Raw genomic sequence first — 14468 nt, 5'->3', positions numbered from 1 at the left:
TGGTTGTTTTGATCAGCTTTAATGATTGCTGGTAGTTGTATGATGTGCCAACTCAATCTGATGCAAAATATGCTGACTCATATTCTTCGCCATTTCCTCTTTAGCATAGAACACTAACCCGACATTATCCTGCCGAATGACCTCAGCTTCTTCATGGCTTTCTGCACAGCAAAGCACTTCAATTCGAGGATTCAGCTGTTTGGCAATATCGACAATACGATGAATATCGATAATATCCATGGGTGATAATACCAATAACCGCGCATGCATGATATGAGCCTGAATCAGCACACTTGGCTCCGTGGCTTCACCACTTACCGCTGGAATGCCTTTCTTACGCAGATTTTCGACTATTTCACGATTTTCTTCTGCGATCACCACACGAATATCCTGTTCCATCAAAGTTTTGGTGATTCGTCGCCCAACTTCACCATAACCCACCATGACCACCTGATCACGTAAATAGTCTTGATCGACTTCATCTGGCAACATGGCCAATGGATCGCCGCTACGTTCCAGTAACCGTGCTAAATGTGAACGTTCACGGATCCAGCGCTGAATGGGTTCAATGGCTGAGAAAACAAATGAATTCAGTGTAATGGAAAATAGAGCGCCTGCTAAAATCAGGTTTTGTGCATCTAGCGTCAGTAACCCTAATGAGACGCCGAGGGTAGCCAAAATAAAAGAAAACTCACCAATTTGAGCCAAACTCGCGCCAACAGTCAGAGCTGTATTAATCGGATAACGGAAGAATAACACCAGTGCCATAGCCGCCAATGTTTTCCCGACCATAATAATCGCGATCACCGCCAAAATATGTAAGGGTTGTTCGACCAAAATCTGTGGATCAAAGAGCATGCCGACAGAGACGAAAAACAGAATTGAAAAAATTTCACGTAAAGGTAGCGTTTCTTCTTCGGCTCGATGACTAAAATCAGACTCTTTAACCACCATGCCTGCAAAGAAGGCTCCCAATGCCATGGAAACTCCAAAAATGGCATAAGAGCCATAGGCGATGGATACTGCTGCGGCAACAACGGTAAGCGTGAATAACTCACGTGAACCTAAGCGCGCCACGAATTGCATAATCATCGGTACGAGACGTTTACCAATAATCAGCATAAAGGCAATAAAGCCAGCCACTTTAAGTAAGGTAATGCCTAATGTGATCCATATACTCTGATCCGTTGCGGCATGTGCCAATGGCTTGCCACCCAGTAAGACGGCTGTGGCAGGTAATAACACCAACACGAGCACCATCACCAAGTCTTCGACCAGCAGCCAGCCGACGGCAATTTTGCCATTGACTGAGTCTAATAAACCGCGATCGCCTAAAGCCTTGAGTAATACCACGGTACTTGCACAAGAAAGACTCAAACCAAACACGAGGGCTGAGCCAAAACTCCAGTCCCACCACATGGAAACCCCCACACCAAGCAAAGTCGCTACAGCGATCTGCAAAATCGCACCTGGTAGGGCAATACGACGTACCTGAAGTAAGTCACTCAGGGAGAAATGCATTCCCACACCAAACATGAGGAACATTACACCAAGTTCAGCAAGCTGATTGGCGAGCGCCATATCTGCCACGATACCAGGTGTATTGGGACTGATGATAATGCCCGCGATGAGATAACCAATCAATGGAGGAAGGCGTAGACGTGCGGCGATATAACCAAAAATCAGGGCAATACCAAATCCGACAGCGAGTAATATAATTAGATCTACGTCATGTGGCACTCGGTACTCCTTAATCTTGAAGTAAAGTAAATAAGCATAATTAATGCCAATCTTAAAATGATGAAAAGTTTAACAAGCTGCATAAAAAGAATGCAAAAAAAAACGACTTCATTTGAAGTCGTTTTTTAAAGAATCTAAAATTATTTGATTTTAGCTTCTTTGAAGATGACGTGTTGACGGATTTTCGGATCAAATTTTTTGATTTCCATTTTTTCCGGCATAGTACGTTTGTTCTTAGTGGTAGTGTAGAAATAACCTGTACCAGCTGAAGAAACTAGGCGAATCTTGTCACGCATTGCAAGGACTCCTTAGATCTTTTGGCCTTGAGCACGAAGATCAGCAACAACCTTTTCAATGCCCAATTTGTCGATAATACGCATACCTTTAGTGGTTAAACGAAGACGTACAAAACGTTTTTCGCTTTCTAACCAGAAACGGTGGTGGTGCAGGTTCGGCTCGAACCGGCGCTTGGTTTTGTTGTTGGCGTGTGAGACGTTGTTACCAACGACTGGACGCTTGCCGGTAACTTGGCAAACCTTAGACATGGTGGAACTCCATTGATTTAGCCAACAGCAAATCTGTGGCCAGTCATACAAATAAACAGATTGAATTTATTCAAGGGGCGTTTTATACCAAAAATACGATTAAAAGACAAGCGAATTTGGTAAAAACGCAGCATGATCTGGTGTGATAGATCATGCCTTGATCATCCTAACGTAGAAGCGTTTTGTAAAGTAATCTGTGAATCGGCTTATTAAATGGTGGCAGAATATATTTTAAGCTATAGAGCTTAGGATTCGACATCATTGACCGTCCATGAGACAGATTGAAAAAACCTTCTGGACCGTGATATTTACCCATTCCAGATGCACCGACACCACCAAAAGGAAGGTCGTCCTGTGCAACGTGAGTTAACACGGTATTTTGACCAAAATGTCCCGAATGTGTACGTTCGGCGACATAATCGGCACGTGATTGATCAAAGTCGAAATAGTATAGCGCAAGTGGGCGAGGACGGAGATTAATAAACTCAATCACATCCTCGATATGATCATATTCAAAGATCGGTAAAATTGGACCAAAGATCTCATTTTTCATGATGTCCATTTCTGTGGTTACACCTGTTAATAAGGTAGGTGCAATTTTACGAACATCTTCTAGCTGTTCTTGTTCTGGATTAATTTCAATGATTCGTGCACCTTGAGTGCGGGCATCTTCCAGATAGTTTTGTAAACGATTATACTGTTTATCATTGATAATCGACGTATAGTCTTGATTATCATGATAATAAGGGTACATCCCTTTCACAATGGTTTTAAAGTTTTCAATAAACTCGGCTGCACGGCCTTTGGGTAAAAATAAATAGTCTGGTGCAACACAGGTTTGACCTGCATTCCAGAGTTTTCCAACCGCTAAACGTTGTGCTGCATCTTTCATGTCCATGGATGGATGGATAATGGCAGGAGATTTTCCACCGAGCTCTAAGATCACTGGAACTAGATTTTCAGCCGCCGCCGCCATCACAGTTTTACCCACACTGGTTGAGCCAGTGAAAATAATTTTGTCGAAAGGCAAATGGCTAAAAGCATCAGAAATTGCACCCCCCCCATTAATCACTGTTACAAGCTCTTGCGGAAAGGCTTCAGAAAGCGCGTTTTCCAAGACATGTCCAAAGTGCGCCGAGGCACTTGAAATTTTGATCATGGCATGATTACCCGCTGCCAGTGCACAGATGAGTGGCCCGATAGAAAGGAGTAAAGGGTAGTTCCAAGGTGCAATAATACCGACAACACCGAGCGGTTGATATTGAACCCAAGCTTTGGCGGGTTGGTGAATCAGACTGACATGACGTTTGGATGGCTTCATCCATTCGGTCAAATGCTTGCTATAATAGCCTACCTGTTCAATACAAGTGAGTAACTCGCCAATTTTGGTTTCACCTACAGAACGATTACCATAATCGGCATTGATGGCTTCAACCATCTGATCCTGATATTTGACTAAAACCTGTTTGAGTCGGGCTAATCTATCAATACGATCTTTTGCTGTTGGAACAGGATAACGCTGGTATGCTAGCTTTTGATGTTCCAGAATCTCTTTGAGATGTTGGACATTAAATGAATGAGGAGTCATCGACATTGTTTTTGTTTGACTGTTCATGACACGCTTCCATAACTAAAATTTGCGATATATATAGTAATTTTTAGAGTAAATACTCTAAATAGTCAAGCTGGTTTATGTGTCCGCGTTTTAACTTTTTGAATTTAGGTACGGTTATTAAATAATGTCTCTCAGTAAAACAGTCAAAACCAAAGATCGTATTTTGCAAATCAGTTTGCAATTATTCAATGAGCGCGGTGAACGCTCAGTGACCACCAATCATATTGCTGCCGAGCTTGGGATCAGTCCTGGCAATCTGTATTATCACTTCCGCAATAAACAGGAAATCATTAAAGAACTGGCAGAACAGTACCAGCATGAAACATTAAAGATGCTGGCATTGCCAGATGACCGTCTGGTCAATGCCAATGATAAAATCCGTTATTTTCAGGTCTTGAGTAATCAGCTTTGGGCTTATCGTTTTTTGCATCGCGATGTTTATCATTTAGTTGAAAGTAATGATGACTTCAAAAAGATTTATCCGCGATTTGCAGGCAAGGTGATGCAGCAGGGACAAAAAATCTATCAGGCATTTGTGGATGCGGGTCTGATGAAAATGACCCATTCAGAAATTGAAGCATTGGTCATTAATCTGTGGATCGTGTTAACCAACTGGACCAATTTCCTTTATATGTCAGGGCATATCAGTGACAGTAGTCACCTAGAAGAAAAATGGATTTGGCAAGCCTTGCGTCAGATGGTGTTTTTAGAAGGACCATATTTGATGGGGGAAAGCCGTCAAACCTATGAAAGCTTACTTGAAAGTTTTGGTAGTTCAGAGCTGTTTGCAAGTTTATCTGCAAAAACCCAGTAATTTAGGGCGTTGCAAGCGGCAGGTTCAATCATGTCAATTGAAACTGTTTCAGTCTCTTGCAAAAAAGCGCTAGAATACTCGGCTTATTTTTTAAAATTGACTTATAAGTGATATTAATCAAATGAACACGACCACCGCCAATACAGCACGTTTACTTATCACCTGTGAAGACAAACCGGGCATCGTGCAAGCTGTATCGAGCTTTTTGTATCATCAGGGAGCAAATATTACCGCACTTGATCAATACGCCACAGAAGCTCAGGGCGGACGTTATTTTATGCGTGTGGAATTTGAGCTAGAGCATTTACAAAGCCGTAAAGATACATTGATTCAGACTTTTGCGGCAAACGTTGCTGAGCGCTACAACATGCAATGGCGTTTGGCCTTTGTCAATGAACTGAAAAAAGTCGGGATTTTAGTTTCTAAAGTGGATCATGCCCTACTTGAGCTCTTATGGCGACATGCCCGCGGTGGTCTGGCTTGTGAAATTACTAAAGTGGTGTCAAATCACGAAGATTTACGTGAAGCGGTGGAAAACTTTGGTATTCCATTTGAAGTTGTGCCCGTGAATAAAGAAAATAAACGCGAAGCGTATGCGCAAATTGATGAACTCATGCAAGGTAATGATTTATTAGTGTTAGCGCGTTATATGCAAATTCTGGATGAAGAGTTTGTAAGACATTGGGAAATGAAAGTGATTAATATCCATCATTCATTCCTGCCAGCATTTGTGGGTGCAAATCCATATAAACAAGCCTATGAAAAAGGCGTTAAATTGATCGGTGCAACGGCGCATTATGTGACGGCTGATTTGGATCAAGGCCCGATCATTGAACAAGACGTAGAACGCGTGAGCCATGATTTTACTGTAGAACAGTTGCGCGAACTTGGACAGGATGTGGAACGTAATGTCTTGGCAAGAGCAGTTAAATGGCATCTGGAAGACCGTATTATTGTCGATGGAAATAAGACGGTAGTGTTTCAATAATTAAGTTGTAGATTTAAGCATGCCAAAGCGCATGCTTTTTTATTTACAGTAAGTGTTATGATATATCATAATAATTATTTCCGATCACGATTTAAATTTATGAAGAAATTTTCTATACTTAAATTTATAATTTATCTATATGAAATATAAATAATTTTATTGTGGAAGTTACAGTTCTATAAAATAACGGTTGCAAATGAAAACACTTCTCATTTATTATTGCGTTACTTTAATTGTTTGAACCGATGAGCTAAATCGTTCCAACATATTGTTACGGACATTTGGTTTTCAACAAGGTAATTAGATTCACATGAGTCAATCTCCTGCAATAACTTTGAATTCTACTCCTCCGAATTCTCCTCATCCGATGAAAAAAAAGGTCATCGCTGCACTGGTTGCGGTCGTGATTGGACATGCGGGAGTGTTATGGGCGGTGAGTCATCTTAAAACTCCTGAGCTCAAACCGATTGAGAAACAACCGTTAAACGTTCGGTTTGTTAAAATTCAGGCGCCACCTCCATTACCTCCTAAGCCAAAGGCTGAACCGAAGAAAGAACAGCCAAAACCGAAAAAAGAGGTGAAAGAGGTCAAGGTGGTAGAAAAAGTTGCACCACCACCAAAAAAAGTGGAAAAAGTGCAGCAGGTAAAAAAAGCGGAAACCCCTAAAGAAGTCGTTAAAGCTGAACCTAAGGTTGACATGAAACCATTAACGACCACCACGACAGTGACTGAAAAAGTGGTTGAAAAGGCAAAACCTGCTCCTCAGCCTGCGGCAGAACCGCAGCGCGATCCATCGCCAAAAAGCGTATCGATTGGGGGTTCAGGTGTACAGTGGAGTCGTTCTCCACGTCCTTCATATACTAATCGTGATCTACAAGGCGAAACCCGTACTGTAGTGGTCATGATTGAAGCAGATGAAAGTGGCAAAATCACCAATGCGCGTGTGACGCGTAGTAGTGGTGTTGCGTCACTCGATGACAAGATTTTACGCGCAGTGCGCAGTGCAAAATTCAAACCGTATAAAGAAAATGGTGTGGCTTACCCAATTCGGGCAGAACAACCATTTGAATTAACATTGAATCCTAACGGCTAACATTTTCAGGAGTTCGAGTATGAACTTTTCAGTTTATTGGCAACATGCAGATGCAGTCAGCAAAACACTGTATTTTGTGCTTTTGGCAATGTCGATTGCAACCTGGACGATTTTCATCTTGCGTTTGATGGGAACCCGCCAATTAAAACAACAAGCTTATGCTCAACTGTCTAAAGCATTATCTAGCTTAAAAGCAAAATTTATACATTTGCCATTTGATCAGCGTAAGGCGGTAGCGGAACAAGCGTTGCTACGTCAAATTTCTGCTGAAAAATCTAATGCAGAAAAAGGTGTGGCAGTTTTGGGTACTATTGCTTCGATTGCACCTTTCGTCGGCTTATTTGGTACAGTATGGGGTATTTTCCATGCTTTGGTTGCCGTCGGTAAAAGTGGTCAGGCAGGTTTGGCTCAGGTTGCCACCCCAGTCGGTGAAGCACTGATCATGACTGGTTTGGGTTTGGCTGTTGCGATCCCAGCGGTACTGGCTTACAACATTTGTGTGCGTTTTAATCGTGGTTTAGCGCATGATTTACAGGATCAGGCACATAGCTTATTGATCGACACCATGTTATTACAAGACTCTACAGAAGCAAAAGCAGACGTGAAAGCAACTTCACAAAGCTATGTTGGAGGTCAGGCTTAATGGCTTTTCAATTGGGTGAAGACCACGACAGTGGCATGAATGAGATGAACCTCATTCCGTTAATTGACATTATGTTGGTATTGATGATCATTTTCCTTGTCACCGCGACGGTCGCCAACCCATCAGTGCCATTAACGTTACCAAAAACAACGGCTGAAATTCAGCCACCTCCCGATAAACCGATTACGATTAGCATCAATGCTGATGGTGGTATTGCATGGGGACAAGAAAGCATTACGCTGGATGAACTACAAAAACGTTTTAATGAAGCAGGTCAATCCGCTCAAAAGCCAACTGTTCAATTACGTGCAGATAAAGAATCACGTTATGATACGGTGGCGCAAGTTATGTCACGTGCGAGTGAAGCCGGACTCAGTGATATTGCCTTTGTGAGCGAAAACTGATTTTTAGTCATGCTGTAAAAAAAGCAACTCAGGTGAGTTGCTTTTTTTATCTCAAAATTTTATTCACTCAGTTTTTAGTAAATCTTGAAACTTTCCTCTAAGCTTTGACAGCTTAGGCGTGATTGCAAAGTTACAATAGCCCTGTGACGGATTTTTGGCATAAAAGTTTTGATGATAATCTTCTGCTGGATAGAAAGTTGGCACAGGACTGAGTTCGGTGACGATATCGATACCTTCCTGTTTTAACTCTACAATGAGTTGCTCAGCTTGCTGTTTCTGGGTTTCATCAAAATAATAAATAACAGAGCGATATTGAGTGCCGACATCATTCCCTTGACGATTCAGTGTAGTTGGATCATGTGTGGCAAAAAACACATGAAGCAATTGTGTATAGCTAACCCGTTGTTCATCGAAGTCAATTAAAATCACTTCTGCATGCTGGGTTTGCCCCGTACACACAGCTTCGTAGTTAGGGTTAGGAATGTCTCCACCTGCATAACCGCTAACGACTTTAATGACACCCTGAATTTGCAAGAATACCGCTTCGGTACACCAAAAGCATCCTCCACCAAATAAAGCTTGCTGCATATCCTGATCCCTTTCTTTATTGCTCATCACTTAATACTATAGTGTTAGCACAATTTATTCATAAAATTAAATGTATTGGTCTGAATCATGCGTTTATGTATCTGCCTTTTTAAAGGCAATGAGGGTTTGTCCATTTTGATCAAATAAGACCAGTAGTTGTGAACTGGCACGATAACTCGTAACTTTTGCCAATGCTTGTTGATATTGAGTGGCGGTAAGACTATTTGCATCTGGACACATCATTTTGGTACTTGCGATTTGACCAAAGCTTAAATGGTCATCTGTCGTGTTAAAACTGCCCATAATCTGGTTGCAGCCATCTGAACCGCTAAAACGTTTAGAGCTTGAATCAAACTGGATTTGGGGCGTTTTTTCAGAAGATTCCACCTGAAAACCATTAATTTCGGTAGCGACCCAGTGTTGCTGATATAACAGCGTAGGTTGCTAAGATTGAGATGAGGCGCTGGATGTTACTTTGGCTACAGATGCAGTGGGCGCTGAAGTGGTAGCGGCACAACCTGTGATGGTCAGGCAAGAAATAAGACCAGTTGAAATTATCCAATGCTTGAGCATGAAAATAACCCTTAATATACGGACGCAATTGCTAGATATAAGAGCAAAAAAACACTCAAAACGCAGTGAAAAAACGTGAAATTGTGTAGTTAATTTTTAGTGTGCTCTCACATTATCTTCACAATTTAGTGAGCCTGTTGATTGGGCTGTGGCAAGCCTTCACGGATGGCCGCGGAAAAGTTGGCACTGCTTTTATATTTAAATGTTTCGTACTCGGCTGAACGTGCATTGATATATGCCATTTGATACCACTCAGGTACCGTATAGCGATGACTGAGCACGTTCAAATCATAAAGATAATTAGGTAAATAACCAGACACGATTAGACGATAATCTTTCGGCAATTCATTTGGATTGATGGCTTGCACCATATCAAACACCAGTGTGGTGCAATTACTGGTCAGCGTATTATACCAGCGTGCTTCTTTTTGAAGTTCATCGACTGTTTTTAAATATTCATTAAACAGCGCTTTAGCCTGTGTATTGGTCATCTTGATTGGAAATAAATAGACTTGCTCTTTACGCACATTACTACGTGTATAAATAATATCTTTTTCATCCGCTGCAACCAGACTCAGTTCAAACTGTCTAAAAAAACCGCCGACTGCTGAAAAGTTCTCATTCTTTTCCTTACGAATTTCAATAGAAAAAACTAGAGGGGCTTGATCACTAAAATTAAAACTGACCAAGGTATGGGCAATTTGTGGACCCATCCAGTAAGAAGTTACGATATTAACCCCACTAATTTTATCCAGATTGAGATGTCGGGTTTCCCAGCGTTCGGTATAACTTCCATCAGGTTTCCAGTCAAAGTTGCGAATATTGTGCAAGGTGACCAAATTCCCTGTACGTTCATAGGATAAAATTTTAGCGACTTCAGGATTCCAGTCACGATTTTGTAAGGCTGGGATTGAAAAGTACCAGATCAGTACTGCAATAAAAGCCACCAAATAAATCGCCAAATCGACCCGTCGGCTAATCAAATGTTGAGTGACATAAATCCCTAAAATACTTAAGGCAAAAACGATCCAGACGCCAATCAGCACACGACTGAAAAGCCAGCCTAAGGGTTGTTGAATCCAGATAGCCATGCATACCCATATACTGGAAAAAATAATAAACAAGCCAAAGGCTGCCAGAATCAGTCCTTTGCCTAGAGCAGTTAAAAATTCTTTTTTTCCAATGTGCTGCATAAGTTTGCGCTAATTCTATTGTTATGTACTATTTATGATAAGTTGCGAATTCAAAAGCAATACCAGTTTTGTCATCAGTATGTTGTTCACTGGCTATCTTGTTAAAACTGACTGGAATGGCAGGGTAATGCGCATCTCCCTGTACATCGAGTTCAACATGAGTAAGTTCCAGACGATCAGCAATCTCAAGAGTCTGACTAAAAATTTCACCGCCACCTATAATAAATAGCGCGGTTTGATTGGATTGTTTTGCATCTTGTGCTGCACCGATTAAAGCCGCTTCGATACTATGAGCTACTTTAGTTCCATCAAAGTGCCAACTAGGATCACGAGTAATTACCCAATTGACACGGTTGGGCAAGGTGCGCCCCATCGATTCAAGGGTTTTACGACCCATGATCACGATACCGCCTTGTGTAATTTCCTTAAAATGTTTCAAGTCAGCGGAGATATGCCACGGCAAAGCATTGCCTTTACCAATGCATTGTTGCTGATCCATAGCGACCACATGGACCACTTCTAGGTCTTGAAAAGCCATTGTGAAATTCCTTAACCTTATACTGCGACAGGGGCTTTAATTGCAGGATGCGATTGATAATCTACAATCTCGATATCTTCAAATTTAAAATCAAAAAGATCATGAATGTCTGGATTTAATCTTAATTGACATAACGCCAGTGGTTCACGAGTAAGTTGCAACTGTGCTTGTTCAAAATGATTGGCATAGAGATGAGTATCACCACCTGTCCAGACAAAATCACCAACGCCTAATTCACAAACTTGCGCAATCATATGGGTGAGCAAAGCATAACTGGCAATGTTAAACGGCACACCTAAAAATACATCGGCGCTACGTTGGTAAAGCTGACAGGAAAGTTTGCCATCTTGAACAAAAAACTGGAACAAAGTATGGCAGGGTGGTAATGCAACCTGTCCCGCTTCATTGGGGTTCCAACCAGATACAATCAGACGACGAGAATTTGGATTGGTTTTAATTTCATTGATGAGCCATTTGATTTGATCAAAGCCATCAGAGTTGTAACTACCATCTGCTTTTTTAGTTGCGCCAAAGTTACGCCATTGATGACCATACACTGGACCAAGCTCACCTTCAGGGCGACCGAAACGAGCCGTTTGTTCAGCGGTCGACCACTCATCCCAAATGCTGACTTTATTGTCTTTGAGATATTGGACGTTGGTATCGCCTTTTAAAAACCATAAGAGTTCAATCACAATGGAACGGAAATGGACTTTCTTGGTGGTGAGTAAAGGGAAACCTTTAGATAAATCAAAACGCATTTGATGACCAAATACTGAACGTGTTCCTGTTCCTGTACGGTCACCTTTGTCACCGCCATTGTCGAGGATATGTTGTAAAAGATCTAAATACGCGCGCATGATGCTCTCTAATCTGGATGGATATTGGTCGGTTCATTGACCGATCAAATATTAAAAAATCGATGCTAAATCTTAACTGCTTTTACGCAGAATGAACAGCACAGCAGATCTCATCACGTTTTAACGTGGTGCGCGATTTTGATAAATCGAAACAATAAATAAACTTAAAGCACTTAAGCCGATGACCTGTATGGCTAAGATCCATTGATGTGACTGAGGCAAAAAAGAAAAGAGGGTAATAAGCACAATAATGGGAAGTACAAAACCAATGATTGAAAACCCTTCTGCATAGGGGTTATCGGATGGAAGACATCTTATTTTTTGCTGTAAAAAATGATGGATCATTCCAAGTAACAGACTCATGACAACAAAAAGAGTTGGTAATTTCTCAATGTTTGAACTGAGGTAAATGATGACACATGTGGCAATGCAAATCCCCAGTTTGATACCACGGGTACAACGATCAGAATACCAAAAATCTAGCATGTTAATGATCTTTCGATGAATGGATCGGTGGCGCTTTAAGTAAAAACTGAGGAGAAAAGACAAAGACTGCAAGTGCCATAAAAGCAATGCCCTGAATACCCCACCACATCAAATTATTCATGGTTTTCATAAAAAGCAGAGTCAATAACAGGGCGATTGGAATCCATGTCAATAAACGATAAAGCAAGCCAGTTGGATTGTTTTGAGCAAAATGTTGTTTTAAATAGCGACAGATTAAAAAAATGATGCCTGTGCCAGCAAACATTAAAATCACGTCTAAAGGCAATGGATGATAACGATATAAGCCAAGTGCAATCAGTAGCGTAATGATCAAAATCAAAAATTTTTTCGAACGCGAAATATCAGAACTAAACCAGAATTCAAGCATATTGATTGGATCAGAATGGAAACCCTGAAAATGTAACATACAAATCTATCGCTGGAAGGTCGAATCAATAAAAAGAGAGGGTTTTGATTGGTGGGATTGATGATATTTTTATTCTATATATTTGAAAATTAAAATTATTTTATAAGTAAGAGTGATCGGCTTAGATTTAAAATTGTTTAAATAATTTTGTATCGTTTCGCTGTCTTGATGAAAATTTTTTGAATTTTCGGTTTGATGAGCAACCAAACCGAAAATAAAGATGTCTTTAAAAATCAGCTTGAACGATTTTTTAAAGGGCCCCAATCATAAATTTTACGTTGATAAGCGTACCAAAGCATCCAGAGGCCAATCAAAATCATCGGGACAGTTAAAATCTGACCTTTGGTCATCCACCCCAATAAAATGAAGCCTTGATCAGCATCGGGCTCACGGAAGAACTCCATGCTAAAACGAGCGATGCCATAGCCAATCAGGAATAACGCAGAAACAGCCATGCGTGGACGCGGTTTACTGCTAAACCACCACAGCACTAAAAATAGAATCAGACCTTCACAGATGGCTTGATAAATTTGCGATGGATGACGAACCAGATGCAAGGGATCTGTTGGGAAAATCATGCCAAATGGATAATTCGGATCCTGAACGGCACGACCATATAATTCTCCACCGATAAAATTACCAATACGACCGAACATCAAGCCTGTCGGAACACAGGGCGCAATAAAGTCCAGTGTTTCAAACCATGTTTTTTGGTATTTGCGGCACCAGAGAATCATGGCCAGCATGACTCCGATAAACCCCCCGTGAAAACTCATGCCGCCCGTCCAGACCTGAAATAGCCAGATTGGGTTCGCCAGGAACTTGTCAAACTCATAAAACAGGACATAGCCAATACGCCCACCCAGTACCACACCAAGCGCTCCGTAGAACACAAGGTCGGAAACCATGTCGGCTGTCCAACCATCACGTTGTTTAGCACGATAAGAAGCAAGTCCCCAAGCGCATAAAAAAGCCAAGAGATACATCAGCCCATACCAATGGACTTTTAATGGCCCGAGCGACAGTGCAACAGGGTCAATATTCGGGTAGGTCAGCATTCCTATTCCTTGATTTTTTATCTTCGTGAGATTCTAACGGAATAAAAGAAAAATGTTGTACATTCAATGTGTAAAAGATGACGAGAAAAAAATCATGTGTATTGTCGCATTGGCTTGGCAAGTTTTAGAACAGACACCGATCTGCTTATTATCAAATCGGGATGAGTTTTATGCACGCCCCACCACACAGCTTTACCAATGGTCAAATCTTCCGATTGTAGCGGGTCAGGACTTACAGTCAGGTGGCACGTGGATGGGCGTGACTGCTTCAGGGCGTTGGGCGATTGTCACAAATTTTCGTGATGGTCAGGATAAAAAAACGTATGACACATCGAGAGGTGCATTGGTTGAAGATTTCTTATTGTCAGATTTAACGCCGATTCGTTTTGCCCAACAGCTTGAGCAAAAACAGCAACAATATGCAGGTTTTAATTTATTTATGGGAGTTCAAACTCAGGCGGTTTATATGAGTAATCGTGGGGAAGCCCCACAAGTATTAGCCAAAGGTGTGTATGTAGTTTCTAATGGTTTAATGTCAGAGCATTGGGAAAAAACAGCGCATCTGCGTAAACGGTTTACGCAAGAGTTTTTACCGATGTTGCAAGACAATGCGAATCAAGATGATATTGAAAATGCAGCGTGGGATATTTTAGAGGATGAACGAAAGGTGATTTCAGAGCTTTTACCCGCAACTGGGATAAGCGCTGAAATGGAACAACTTTTATCATCTACATTTATTCAAAGCCCTGTATACGGCACACGTTGTTCTAATTTTTTAAACATGAGAAATCAACAATGGAATTGGCTAGAAAAAACACAATGGGGTGATTTCAAAGATCAAATCATAGATTTGAATATTCCCTTAAACAAACAAAGCTGACCGAAGTCAGCTTTGTTTGAAAT

Annotated in this window: 18 protein-coding genes; 6 read left to right on the top strand and 12 right to left on the bottom strand. The window is 41.2% G+C overall.

What is annotated here, in order from left to right:
- Positions 1–18: 18 nt before the first annotated feature.
- The 4 genes from F944_RS13000 to F944_RS12985 form a co-directional block, all read right to left on the bottom strand.
- Positions 19–1740, bottom strand: a complete 1722-nt coding sequence (locus F944_RS13000; RefSeq protein ID WP_004991360.1) for a cation:proton antiporter — start codon at positions 1738–1740, stop codon at positions 19–21.
- 140 nt (positions 1741–1880) lie between these two features.
- Positions 1881–2036 (bottom strand): 50S ribosomal protein L33, encoded by a 156-nt coding sequence (gene rpmG, locus F944_RS12995; RefSeq protein ID WP_001205031.1) that lies wholly within the window; start codon positions 2034–2036, stop codon positions 1881–1883.
- A gap of 12 nt (positions 2037–2048) precedes the next feature.
- The gene (gene rpmB / locus F944_RS12990; protein WP_000048256.1) at positions 2049–2285 is read right to left on the bottom strand and encodes a 50S ribosomal protein L28; all 237 of its coding nucleotides are present in this window, start codon (positions 2283–2285) and stop codon (positions 2049–2051) included.
- Between the two features lie 166 nt (positions 2286–2451).
- Positions 2452–3900 (bottom strand): coniferyl aldehyde dehydrogenase, encoded by a 1449-nt coding sequence (locus F944_RS12985; protein WP_004991359.1) that lies wholly within the window; start codon positions 3898–3900, stop codon positions 2452–2454.
- 124 nt (positions 3901–4024) lie between these two features.
- On the opposite strand from F944_RS12985, the gene F944_RS12980 reads away from it, so the two are divergent.
- The 5 genes from F944_RS12980 to F944_RS12960 all read left to right on the top strand — a co-directional run bounded on the left by F944_RS12980 (position 4025) and on the right by F944_RS12960 (position 7842).
- A complete protein-coding gene (locus tag F944_RS12980; protein WP_004991357.1) occupies positions 4025–4714 on the top strand; it encodes a TetR/AcrR family transcriptional regulator in 690 nt (229 codons plus the stop codon).
- Positions 4715–4835: 121 nt separating this feature from the next.
- Positions 4836–5702: a formyltetrahydrofolate deformylase gene (purU, locus tag F944_RS12975; RefSeq protein WP_004991356.1), complete on the top strand. Its 867-nt coding sequence runs from the start codon at positions 4836–4838 to the stop codon at positions 5700–5702.
- Between the two features lie 310 nt (positions 5703–6012).
- Positions 6013–6795, top strand: coding sequence for an energy transducer TonB family protein (locus F944_RS12970; protein ID WP_004991354.1), 783 nt, complete (start codon positions 6013–6015; stop codon positions 6793–6795).
- 19 nt (positions 6796–6814) lie between these two features.
- The gene (locus F944_RS12965) at positions 6815–7438 is read left to right on the top strand and encodes a MotA/TolQ/ExbB proton channel family protein (protein ID WP_004991352.1); all 624 of its coding nucleotides are present in this window, start codon (positions 6815–6817) and stop codon (positions 7436–7438) included.
- Positions 7438–7842 (top strand): ExbD/TolR family protein, encoded by a 405-nt coding sequence (locus tag F944_RS12960; RefSeq protein ID WP_004991351.1) that lies wholly within the window; start codon positions 7438–7440, stop codon positions 7840–7842. Before F944_RS12965 ends, F944_RS12960 begins: the two co-directional genes overlap by 1 nt.
- Before the next feature lie 63 nt (positions 7843–7905).
- On the opposite strand, the gene msrA is transcribed toward F944_RS12960, so the two are convergent.
- From msrA to lgt, 8 genes are all read right to left on the bottom strand, one after another.
- Positions 7906–8430, bottom strand: coding sequence for a peptide-methionine (S)-S-oxide reductase MsrA (gene msrA, locus F944_RS12955; protein ID WP_004991350.1), 525 nt, complete (start codon positions 8428–8430; stop codon positions 7906–7908).
- A gap of 93 nt (positions 8431–8523) precedes the next feature.
- On the bottom strand, positions 8524–8865 hold the full coding sequence (locus F944_RS12950) for an META domain-containing protein (protein WP_227613858.1): 342 nt from the start codon (positions 8863–8865) through the stop codon (positions 8524–8526).
- Positions 8866–9128: 263 nt separating this feature from the next.
- Complete coding sequence (locus F944_RS12945; protein WP_004991348.1) at positions 9129–10196, bottom strand: Lnb N-terminal periplasmic domain-containing protein; 1068 nt, start codon at positions 10194–10196, stop codon at positions 9129–9131.
- A 28-nt stretch (positions 10197–10224) separates the two neighbouring features.
- Positions 10225–10734 (bottom strand): dihydrofolate reductase, encoded by a 510-nt coding sequence (locus F944_RS12940; protein ID WP_004991347.1) that lies wholly within the window; start codon positions 10732–10734, stop codon positions 10225–10227.
- A 17-nt stretch (positions 10735–10751) separates the two neighbouring features.
- A complete protein-coding gene (gene thyA, locus F944_RS12935) occupies positions 10752–11594 on the bottom strand; it encodes a thymidylate synthase (RefSeq protein ID WP_004991346.1) in 843 nt (280 codons plus the stop codon).
- 120 nt (positions 11595–11714) lie between these two features.
- On the bottom strand, positions 11715–12080 hold the full coding sequence (locus F944_RS12930; RefSeq protein ID WP_004991344.1) for a hypothetical protein: 366 nt from the start codon (positions 12078–12080) through the stop codon (positions 11715–11717).
- A gap of 1 nt (position 12081) precedes the next feature.
- The gene (locus F944_RS12925; protein ID WP_026039846.1) at positions 12082–12468 is read right to left on the bottom strand and encodes a hypothetical protein; all 387 of its coding nucleotides are present in this window, start codon (positions 12466–12468) and stop codon (positions 12082–12084) included.
- 272 nt (positions 12469–12740) lie between these two features.
- On the bottom strand, positions 12741–13565 hold the full coding sequence (gene lgt / locus F944_RS12920) for a prolipoprotein diacylglyceryl transferase (protein ID WP_004991341.1): 825 nt from the start codon (positions 13563–13565) through the stop codon (positions 12741–12743).
- A 94-nt stretch (positions 13566–13659) separates the two neighbouring features.
- Between lgt and F944_RS12915 the strand changes: the two genes are divergently transcribed.
- The gene (locus F944_RS12915; protein WP_010588565.1) at positions 13660–14445 is read left to right on the top strand and encodes an NRDE family protein; all 786 of its coding nucleotides are present in this window, start codon (positions 13660–13662) and stop codon (positions 14443–14445) included.
- The last annotated feature ends 23 nt before the right edge of the window (positions 14446–14468 follow it).

The sequence above is a fragment of the Acinetobacter ursingii DSM 16037 = CIP 107286 genome (assembly GCF_000368825.1).
Lineage (GTDB): Bacteria > Pseudomonadota > Gammaproteobacteria > Pseudomonadales > Moraxellaceae > Acinetobacter > Acinetobacter ursingii.
Note: the sequence above shows the minus strand (reverse complement) of the source record. Positions and strands in the feature narration are given on the sequence as shown.

What these genes read in the sequence shown, in the direction of transcription:
- rpmG (WP_001205031.1), bottom strand. Translation starts at nt 2,036, where the DNA reads ATGCGTGACAAGATTCGCCTAGTTTCTTCAGCTGGTACAGGTTATTTC.
- msrA (WP_004991350.1), bottom strand. Translation starts at nt 8,430, where the DNA reads ATGCAGCAAGCTTTATTTGGTGGAGGATGCTTTTGGTGTACCGAAGCG.
- F944_RS12940 (WP_004991347.1), bottom strand. Translation starts at nt 10,734, where the DNA reads ATGGCTTTTCAAGACCTAGAAGTGGTCCATGTGGTCGCTATGGATCAG.
- F944_RS12930 (WP_004991344.1), bottom strand. Translation starts at nt 12,080, where the DNA reads ATGCTAGATTTTTGGTATTCTGATCGTTGTACCCGTGGTATCAAACTG.
- F944_RS12945 (WP_004991348.1), bottom strand. Translation starts at nt 10,196, where the DNA reads ATGCAGCACATTGGAAAAAAAGAATTTTTAACTGCTCTAGGCAAAGGA.
- F944_RS12960 (WP_004991351.1), top strand. Translation starts at nt 7,438, where the DNA reads ATGGCTTTTCAATTGGGTGAAGACCACGACAGTGGCATGAATGAGATG.
- lgt (WP_004991341.1), bottom strand. Translation starts at nt 13,565, where the DNA reads ATGCTGACCTACCCGAATATTGACCCTGTTGCACTGTCGCTCGGGCCA.
- rpmB (WP_000048256.1), bottom strand. Translation starts at nt 2,285, where the DNA reads ATGTCTAAGGTTTGCCAAGTTACCGGCAAGCGTCCAGTCGTTGGTAAC.
- F944_RS12925 (WP_026039846.1), bottom strand. Translation starts at nt 12,468, where the DNA reads ATGCTTGAATTCTGGTTTAGTTCTGATATTTCGCGTTCGAAAAAATTT.
- F944_RS12985 (WP_004991359.1), bottom strand. Translation starts at nt 3,900, where the DNA reads ATGAACAGTCAAACAAAAACAATGTCGATGACTCCTCATTCATTTAAT.
- purU (WP_004991356.1), top strand. Translation starts at nt 4,836, where the DNA reads ATGAACACGACCACCGCCAATACAGCACGTTTACTTATCACCTGTGAA.
- F944_RS12915 (WP_010588565.1), top strand. Translation starts at nt 13,660, where the DNA reads ATGTGTATTGTCGCATTGGCTTGGCAAGTTTTAGAACAGACACCGATC.
- thyA (WP_004991346.1), bottom strand. Translation starts at nt 11,594, where the DNA reads ATGCGCGCGTATTTAGATCTTTTACAACATATCCTCGACAATGGCGGT.
- F944_RS12970 (WP_004991354.1), top strand. Translation starts at nt 6,013, where the DNA reads ATGAGTCAATCTCCTGCAATAACTTTGAATTCTACTCCTCCGAATTCT.
- F944_RS12980 (WP_004991357.1), top strand. Translation starts at nt 4,025, where the DNA reads ATGTCTCTCAGTAAAACAGTCAAAACCAAAGATCGTATTTTGCAAATC.
- F944_RS12965 (WP_004991352.1), top strand. Translation starts at nt 6,815, where the DNA reads ATGAACTTTTCAGTTTATTGGCAACATGCAGATGCAGTCAGCAAAACA.